A 9,033-nucleotide genomic window follows, 5' to 3' on the forward strand; every position below is an offset into this window, starting at 1 on the left:
CGCGGTTTCGAGCGGTTGGCAGAAGACCCCGATGTGGACGTCGTGTACGTAGCGACGCCTCACGGCCAGCATTACGAGGTGTGCAAGGCCCTGCTCCTGGGAGGCAAGCACGTTCTCTGCGAGAAGGCCTTTACCGTCAACGCGCGCGAAGCCGAAGAGCTCATCAACCTTGCCCGCGACAGGGGACTCTTTCTGATGGAGGCCGTCTGGACCCGATTCCTGCCGAGTGTGAACCGGGCCTGGGACATCATCCACTCCGGCGAGCTGGGTGAGATCCGCTGGGTCCAGGCCGATCTCGGCTTCCCCGCGACCTACGATCCAGCCGCCCGCCTGTGGGACCCGCTCGCCGGCGGAGGCGCGCTGCTGGATCTCACGGTCTACCCGTCCACGTGGGCGCTCGGCTCGCTCGGGTTCCCCACGTCTGTGGCCGCCGAGGGCACACTGAACGACGACGGCGTCGACTCCCAGAACGCCCTCACCCTCACTTATGCGAGCGGGGCCCAGGCGCAGCTGTCGTCGTCGTTGGTCGCTTCCGGTCCGGGCCAGGCGACGGTCGCAGGCAGCAAGGGCTGGTTGCGTACGTCCACCCCGCTCCATAACCCTCGTGAGCTGCACGTGCATCCGCACGGCGGCGAAGCCAGGGTTGAGCATTTCGAGCAGGTTGGGAACGGGTACACCTACGAGCTGCGCGAGACGACCCGCTGCATCCAGGAGGGTCTCCTGGAGAGCCCCACCATGCCGCTGCAACACACGCTCGACACCATGCGGATGTTCGACGGCGTCCGCGCTCAGCTCGGACTCCGGTACGCAAACGACCGGTAACCGGTGTTCGGCGGCGTCCCGTGGTTAACCGGCGACGCGTGCTTCCGATGCGGGCAGCACTTCATCCGCCAGCCCGCGTCGCCGCCAGTACGCTGCCATGAGCGCACCCGAGAGGTTGTGCCACACCGAGAAGATCGCTCCCGGAAGAGCTGATTCCGGAGTCATGTACGTCCGTGCCAGTCCTGCGGCAAGACCCGAGTTCTGCATGCCGACCTCGACAGCGGTGGTACGCCGCGCTCGAATCGGAAGCTTGAACAGTTTCGCCGCTCCGTACCCAAGGGCGTAGCCGAGTCCGTTGTGAAGCACTACCGCGAGCAGAACGAGCAGTCCGGCGGAGAAGATGGCGTCGGCGCTCAGGCCGACAACCGCCATCACCACCAGGGTGATTGCAACGACCGAGATCCAGGGCAGAACGGGCAGTGCGGCTGCCACGAGGCGGGGAAGCAACAATCTTGCAACCAGCCCGAGGGCAACGGGAATCAGCACGATCTGGACGATGGACCACGCCATTGCACCGGCGTCGACCGGCAGGTACTGTCCGGCGAGCCACAGGGTCAGCAACGGAGTCAGTACCGGGGCCAGCAGGGTGGACACGGTGGTCATTGCCACCGAGAGCGCGACATCCCCCTTCGCTAGGTAGGACACCACGTTCGAGGCCGTGCCACCGGGGCAACATCCAACGAGAATGACACCGGCGGCAAGGGCTGCCGGGAGGCCGAGCACAGAGACCACCAACAGTCCGAGCAACGGCATCACGACGTACTGCGCAACAACGCCGATCACCACCGGAACGGGTCGCTTTGCGATGACCGCGAAGTCCGGCGGCGTCAGCGTAAGCCCCATCCCGAACATGATCACTCCAAGGAGTGGATTGATGGCGGGTGCCAATCCAGTGAAGGCGGTTGGCATGAAAAGGGCGATTGCACCCCCGCCCAGGACGAGCAAGGGAAACAATGTGACTGCGATGCGGGCGTTGCGTTCCTCGGCTGATGCGGCGGGGTGTTGCGGGTTCATGCTTCAACCAAAGCATGCGCCGTTTCACCCCGCCGCATCAGACCGGGATTGTTACGCGAGGCACCTATGTGGTGCCCAGCTCAGGAACATCAGATACGCAGGGTGGAGACGATTGATCGGCGCGTACGCCCGGCCATTCCCCCATCCCCAATGGTCAACAGATTGTTGGCTTGAAGGCAAAGCATGCTGTCCATTGGCTTGTAAACCGAACGGTAACAAGTTCACAGGACGTTCAAAGGCGTGCATGCGAAAGGCCCCGCACCGGTGCCTGACGGCACAAGCGCGGAGCCTCCCGGGGTGTCGAACCTAGCCGAGGGTGGAAAGCACCTCAGTGAACGTTTTCGACGGCCGCATCACGGCGACAACCTTGGTGATGTCAGGGTGGTAATAACCTCCGATATCTGCGGGAGAGCCCTGCACCGCGAGGAGCTCAGACACGATGGTGTCCTCGTTGGAGGTCAGCTGATCTGCTACCGCAGCAAATGCGGACGCGAGCTCCGCATCCTCGCTCTGCCCTGCCAGCTCCTTTGCCCAGAACTGTGCAAGGTAGAAGTGGCTTCCGCGGTTGTCGATCTCTCCGACCTTGCGGCTCGGCGACTTGTTCTCTAGCAGGAAGGTGGCGGTCGCGCGGTCCAGCGTGTCGGCCAGGATCTGTGCGCGAGCGTTTCCGGCGGTTGTGGCCAGGTGTTCGAAGCTCACGGCGAGCGCGAGGAATTCGCCCAGGCTGTCCCAGCGCAGGTGGTTCTCGCGGACGAGCTGCTGCACATGCTTGGGAGCGGAGCCGCCCGCACCCGTCTCGAAGAGGCCGCCGCCGTTGATCAGCGGGACGATCGAGAGCATTTTGGCACTGGTTCCCAGTTCAAGGATCGGGAAGAGGTCCGTAAGGTAATCGCGCAGGACGTTGCCGGTGACGGAAATGGTGTCTTCTCCCCGTCGGATCCGTTCAAGGGTGAATGCAGTTGCCTTCACCGGCGAAAGGATCTCAAGCTGCAGACCCTCTGTGTCGTGCTCGGCGAGGTATTCGTTGACCTTGGCGATGAGGTTGGCGTCGTGGGCACGCTCCTCGTCCAGCCAGAACACTGCGGGAGTGGCCGAGGCACGTGCACGCGTGACAGCAAGCTTGACCCAGTCGCGGATGGCGATGTCCTTGGTCTGGCAGGCACGCCAGATATCACCGGGCTCGACGTCGTGCTCGATGAGGACGTTGCCGGAGCCATCGACGATCTGCACCGTGCCCGGCGTATCGATTTCGAAGGTCTTGTTGTGGCTGCCGTACTCCTCAGCGGCCTGGGCCATGAGGCCCACGTTGGGCACGGTGCCCATGGTGGTCGGATCGAAGGCGCCGTTGGCCCGGCAGTCATCGATCACTACCTGATAGATGCCGGCGTAGGAGCTGTCGGGCAGCACAGCGAGGGTGTCCGCCTCTTCGCCGTCCGGTCCCCACATGTGGCCGGAGGTACGGATCATTGCGGGCATGGAAGCATCGACGATGACGTCGCTGGGCACATGCAGGTTGGTGATCCCCTTGTCCGAGTCCACCATGGCGAGCTTCGGACCGTCCTCGATGCCCTTGCGGATGGCTGCTTCAACCTCTTCGCGGGTGCCGGCCGGCAGCTTCTCGAGGCCGCTCAGGATGGAGGCGAGTCCGTTGTTGGGACTGAGGCCTGCCGCCTCGAGCTGCTCTCCGTAGGAGGCAAAAACCTCCGGCAGGAATGAGCGCACGATGTGGCCGAAGATGATCGGGTCGGACACCTTCATCATGGTTGCCTTGAGGTGGGCCGAGAAGAGCACACCGTCGTTCTTGGCGCGTTCCACCTGTGCGGCGAGGAACTCGTCCAGGGCGGCCGCGCGCATGACCGTTCCGTCGATGACCTCACCCGCGAGCACGGGGAATGCCTTCTTCAGCACGTTCACGGTTCCGTCCTGGCCCACGTGCTGGATGGTCAGGGAATCATCATCTTCCATGACCACCGACTTCTCGTTGGACCGGAAGTCGCCGTCGCTCATGGTGGCCACGTTGGTCTTGGAATCTGCTGACCAAGCGCCCATGGAATGCGGGTTCTGGCGGGCGTAGTTCTTCACCGACTGGGGCGCACGACGGTCCGAGTTCCCTTCACGGAGGACCGGGTTGACTGCCGAGCCCTTGATCTTGTCGTAGCGCGCTCGGACGTCGGCTTCCTCGTCGCTGGAGGGGTTGTCCGGGTAGTCCGGTAGGGCGTACCCCTGCGACTGAAGCTCTGCAATTGCGGCCTTCAGCTGCGGAACCGAGGCGCTGATGTTGGGGAGCTTGATGATGTTGGCTTCGGGCTTGGTGGCCAGCTCGCCCAGCTCTGCCAGTGCGTCACCGATGCGCTGTTCCTCGGTGAGGTAGTCGCTGAAGGTCGCGATGATGCGTCCGGCCAGCGAGATGTCGCGGGTCTCCACTTCCACACCCGCCGTCGAGGCGAAAGCCTCGATGATCGGCAGGAACGAATACGTGGCCAGCATCGGCGCTTCGTCGGTGTGGGTATAGATGATCTTAGCCATGGTGAGGCGTCTCCCTGAAGGTCAACTTGAACTGAAATCTGTCGGTGCTTTGGGTGTCTAACGTACCGGTTTAGTGGAAGAAGTGGCGCGCGCCGGTGAAGTACATGGTGATGCCTGCAGCGTTTGCGGCATCAATGACTTCCTGGTCGCGTACCGACCCTCCCGGCTGGACGACGGCGCGCACGCCGGCGTCAATCAGGATCTGCAGGCCGTCAGCGAACGGGAAGAACGCGTCCGACGCCGCCACCGCACCACGGGCGCGCTCGCTGCCCTCCCCCGCGAGCGTGTTGGCACGCTCCACCGCGAGCTTGCAGGAGTCCAGACGATTGACCTGACCCATTCCGACGCCGACGGCGGCACCGTCACGGGCAAGGAGGATGGCATTGGACTTCGCGGCCCGGCACGCCGTCCAGGCAAAAGCGAGATCGGCCAGGGTCTCAGGATCCGCTGCCTCGCCCGCGGCGAGCGTCCAGTTCCCGGGATTGTCGCCATCGGCGTTCACTGTGTCGGTCACCTGGATAAGCACACCGCCGGACACCTGGCGGATCTCGGTCGGGTAGCGGTCGTAACCCTCAGGAAGGGCAAGCAAACGGATGTTTTTCTTCTGCGAGAGAATCTCCACCGCTTCAGGCTCGAACCCGGGAGCGATGACGACTTCGGTGAAGATGTCCTTCACGGTCTGCGCCATGCCGGCCGTTACGGTGCGGTTGGCTGCGATGACACCCCCGAAGGCGGACACAGGATCGCATGCGTGTGCCTTGGCGTGGGCGTCGGCAATGGGATCAGCCGCGTCAGAGGTGCCGACCGCGACACCGCACGGGTTGGCGTGCTTGATGATGGCCACTGCCGGTTCGCTGAAATCGTAGGCAGCGCGCAGGGCGGCGTCCGCGTCGACGAAGTTGTTGTAGCTCATGGCCTTGCCGTGCAGCTGATCCGCCTGGGCGATGCCCACCGGAGCTGCCTTGTCGACGTACAGGGCCGCCTGCTGGTGCGGGTTCTCACCGTAGCGAAGCACTTCGGAGCGCTCGAGCGCGAGACCGGCGTACGCAGGCCAATCAATGACGCCGTCGTCGTCCTCGTCTTGGAACTGCGTTGCCGTCCAGGTGGCAACGGCATTGTCGTAGGCCGCGGTGTGCGCGAAGGCGCGGGCCGCCAAGCGCTGACGGGTCTTCAGGTCGAAGCCTCCCTCACCAGCGGCGCGGACAACGCTGCCGTAGAAGGAAGGGTCCACCACGATGCTCACGGCAGCGTGGTTCTTCGCCGCCGACCGGACCATTGCGGGGCCGCCGATATCAATCTGCTCGACGACGTCGTCCCGTGACGCACCTGACTTCACCGTCTCAACGAAGGGGTAGAGATTGACTACCACGAGGTCGAAAGCCTCGATATCCATCTCCGCCAGGGTGTCCATGTGAGCGGCGACGCGGCGGTCCGCGAGGATCCCGCCATGCACGCGCGGATGCAGGGTCTTGACGCGGCCGTCAAGCATCTCGGGAGAACCGGTGACCTCCTCAACCTGCTGAACGGGGATGCCCGCCGCGGCAATGGTCTTGGCGGTGGAGCCGGTGGAGACGATGCGCACACCTGCGCCGTGCAGACCCTGAGCGAGTTCCTCCAACCCGGTCTTGTCGTAGACGGAGATCAGCGCGCGGCGGATCGGAACACGGTCAAGGTTGGTCAAAGTCACGCAGGTCTCCAGGGAATGAGTGCTGTGGGATCGTCCCCAGTCTAAAACACCGGCACGTTCCGTCCGTCGGCAGCGCGGGTCCGTTACGGTGCGTTCCTGTGAAGGCACCGCTGACTTACGGGACGGCGGTATGGTGATCGAGTTATTCGCAACGAGCCAGCAAGCGCCGGGCGGCGCTGTCAGGACGGAAACGTGAGCACTTCAACCGACCTCCCCACCGGCGACCAGGTGGTGCAGGACCTGCCCTGGCGGTGGCGTGTGCAGGGCAAGATCTTCCTGATCGGCGGCCTTGGGTTCATGTTCGACGCCTGGGACGTCACGCTGAACGGTTACCTCATCCCCCTGCTGTCGGAGGAATGGGGGCTGACTCCCGGCGAGGCCGCGTGGGTAGGTACCTCCAACCTGATCGGCATGGCGGTGGGAGCCTTCGCCTGGGGTTCCATTGCCGACCTGATCGGCCGGAAAAAGGCATTCACTGCGACACTGCTGATCTTCTCGCTGTTTACGGTGCTCGGTGCGCTGTCCGGTGATCTCGTCTGGTTCTGCGTCTTCCGGTTCCTCGCCGGCTTCGGATTGGGTGGGTGTATCCCGGTGGACTACGCGCTTGTCGGGGAGTTCACGCCACGAAAGCACCGTGGACGGGTCCTCACTGCCATGGACGGCTGGTGGCCCATCGGTGCAGCCCTGTGCGGGGTGGTGTCCGCAATCCTGATCGCCGCATTCGGCGATTGGCGTTACCTGATGCTCGTCATGGTGCTGCCTGCCCTCCTGGTGTTCTGGGTTCGGCGGTCAGTGCCTGAGTCACCCCTCTACCTTGTGCAGCGGGGACGCACCAGCGAGGCCAAGGCGGTGATCGACCAGCTGGTCGAAAGCACCGGAGCACGGGTCCGCGAATGGCGGCTGCCGCCCGCCGGGAACGATCCGCGGCTCACGCTTGGAGGGCTCACGGGTCAGTTCACCGCCCTGTGGCGATTCAACTGGCGCATCACCCTCGCGGCATGGAGTCTGTTCCTGTCGATCCTGCTGGTCTACTACGGAGCCCTGACCTGGATGCCGCAGATCCTCATCGCCGCGGGGTACCGGCAGTCGGTGGCCTTCCTGACCACGGCGGGCATGACAGGCATCGGCTTCCTCGGCGTCGTTGCCGCCGCCCTTCTGGTGGAGCGGGTGGGCAGGAAGTGGATCCTGGCGGTGTCCGGTCCGCTGTCCGCCGTCGTGCTGGTGATCTTCGCGCTGACCGTCGACCTCCCGGCAGTGGCGACGGCCTGGCTGCTGGCTTTCGGCTTCACCATCCAGGTGGCCATCCCTGTGCTCTACACCTACGTGTCCGAGCTGTACCCCACCGAGCTGCGCGGCTCCGGTTTCGGATGGGCGTCCACGGTGTCCAGGGTGGGCGCGGGACTGGTGCCGCTCATCTTCGGGTCCCTGCTGTGGCCCTACCTCGGGCTGCCGCTGACGTTCGCGGTGACGGGCGTGCTGGTTCTGGTCGCCGTACTGTGGATGGCGTTCAACGCGCCGGAGACCCGTGGAGCCCGCATTTGAGTTGACAGCAAATGTGACCTGAGACACGCTTTGGAGGTTCTTTCCACTTCTGGAGGTCTCATGATTACCCGCAACGCTACCGTCGTCGTGCTTGCATCGCTGCTGGCCGCGACCGGTACTGCACTACCCGCCCAGGCCAAGCCCGCCGGCCACGATAAAACCGCCGCCACGGCCGAGGCGCTGCAGTCGCTGCGCGCACCGGTCACCGACGAGAACTTCTACTTTGTGATGGCTGACCGCTTTGCCAACGGCACCCCAGCCAACGACGACGGCGGCCTGGGTTCCAACCCGATGGTGTCCGGTTTCGATCCCACCCGGAAAGGCTTCTACAACGGCGGCGATCTGAAAGGTCTGCTCGACCGGCTGGACTACATCGAGGGGCTCGGCACCACCTCGATCTGGCTGACGCCCAGTTTCAAGAACAAGGCTGTGCAGGCTGAGGACAACTCGGCCGGTTACCACGGCTATTGGATCACCGACTTCACGCAGATCGACCCGCACCTGGGCACCAACGAAGACCTCAAGGCGCTCATCGACGAAGCGCACTCCCGCGGGATGAAGGTCTACTTCGACATCATCACCAACCACACCGCGGACGTCATCGGGTACGAGGAGGGTGCCCGCATGCCCTACGTTTCCAAGGACGAGGAGCCCTACCGCACCGCGGACGGGGTCCCGTTCGATGACCGCGACGTGGCCGGCAGCGACAGCTTCCCGGCCCTCGATCCGTCGGTTTCCTTCCCCTACACTCCGGTACTGGAGCCGGGTGAGGAGAACCTTAAGGTTCCGGAATGGCTCAACGACCCGACGCTCTACCACAACCGCGGCGACACCACCTTCGCAGGTGAGGATGCCTACTACGGCGACTTTTTCGGGCTCGACGACCTCTTCACCGAGCATCCCGTCGTCGTGGACGGCATGAAGGAGATCTACCAGGCCTGGATCGCCGACTTCGGCGTGGACGGGTTCCGCATCGACACCATGAAGCACGTGAACGACGAGTTCTGGCAGGAGTTCGGACCGGACGTCCTTGAGTTCGCCCAGGAGCAGGGCAAGGACGAGTTCTTCATGTTCGGAGAGGTCTTCGACACCAGCAAGGACTTCACCTCGCAGTACACCACGCGCAACTCCATGCAGTCCGTGCTCGACTTCCCGTTTCAGGAGGCGGCCCGCAGCTTTGCGTCCCGCGGTGCGGACGCCGGGCAGCTTGAGCAATTCTTCGTCGATGATGACTGGTACACCGACGCTGACTCCAACGCCTACAGCCTGCCCACCTTCCTGGGTAATCACGACATGGGCCGCATCGGCGGGTTCCTCAAGGCCGACAATCCGGACGCCGGCGAGGAAGAGCTGCTCGCCCGTGATGGACTCGCGCACGAGCTGATGTACTTCTCGCGCGGCAATCCTGTCATCTACTACGGCGACGAGCAGGGCTTCACCGG

Annotated in this window: 6 protein-coding genes; 3 read left to right on the forward strand and 3 right to left on the reverse strand. The window is 64.0% G+C overall.

What is annotated here, in order from left to right:
* Positions 1-822: Gfo/Idh/MocA family oxidoreductase (locus RIF85_RS12800; RefSeq protein WP_309072285.1), on the forward strand; the 822-nt coding region annotated here is incomplete at its 5' end.
* Between the two features lie 24 nt (positions 823-846).
* On the opposite strand, the gene RIF85_RS12805 is transcribed toward RIF85_RS12800, so the two are convergent.
* The 3 genes from RIF85_RS12805 to purH form a co-directional block, all read right to left on the reverse strand.
* Positions 847-1,836, reverse strand: coding sequence for a bile acid:sodium symporter family protein (locus tag RIF85_RS12805; protein WP_309072286.1), 990 nt, complete (start codon positions 1,834-1,836; stop codon positions 847-849).
* Between the two features lie 306 nt (positions 1,837-2,142).
* Complete coding sequence (locus RIF85_RS12810) at positions 2,143-4,362, reverse strand: NADP-dependent isocitrate dehydrogenase (RefSeq protein ID WP_309072287.1); 2,220 nt, start codon at positions 4,360-4,362, stop codon at positions 2,143-2,145.
* A gap of 70 nt (positions 4,363-4,432) precedes the next feature.
* Positions 4,433-6,049, reverse strand: coding sequence for a bifunctional phosphoribosylaminoimidazolecarboxamide formyltransferase/IMP cyclohydrolase (gene purH, locus RIF85_RS12815; RefSeq protein WP_309072288.1), 1,617 nt, complete (start codon positions 6,047-6,049; stop codon positions 4,433-4,435).
* 192 nt (positions 6,050-6,241) lie between these two features.
* Between purH and RIF85_RS12820 the strand changes: the two genes are divergently transcribed.
* Together RIF85_RS12820 and RIF85_RS12825 are read left to right on the forward strand one after the other, a co-directional pair.
* Positions 6,242-7,591, forward strand: a complete 1,350-nt coding sequence (locus tag RIF85_RS12820; protein WP_309072289.1) for an MFS transporter — start codon at positions 6,242-6,244, stop codon at positions 7,589-7,591.
* Between the two features lie 60 nt (positions 7,592-7,651).
* On the forward strand, positions 7,652-9,033 hold a 1,382-nt coding region (locus RIF85_RS12825), incomplete at its 3' end, for an alpha-amylase family glycosyl hydrolase (RefSeq protein ID WP_309072290.1).

It is taken from the genome of Arthrobacter sp. (genome assembly GCF_031179385.1).
Classification (GTDB): Bacteria; Actinomycetota; Actinomycetes; order Actinomycetales; family Micrococcaceae; genus Arthrobacter_D.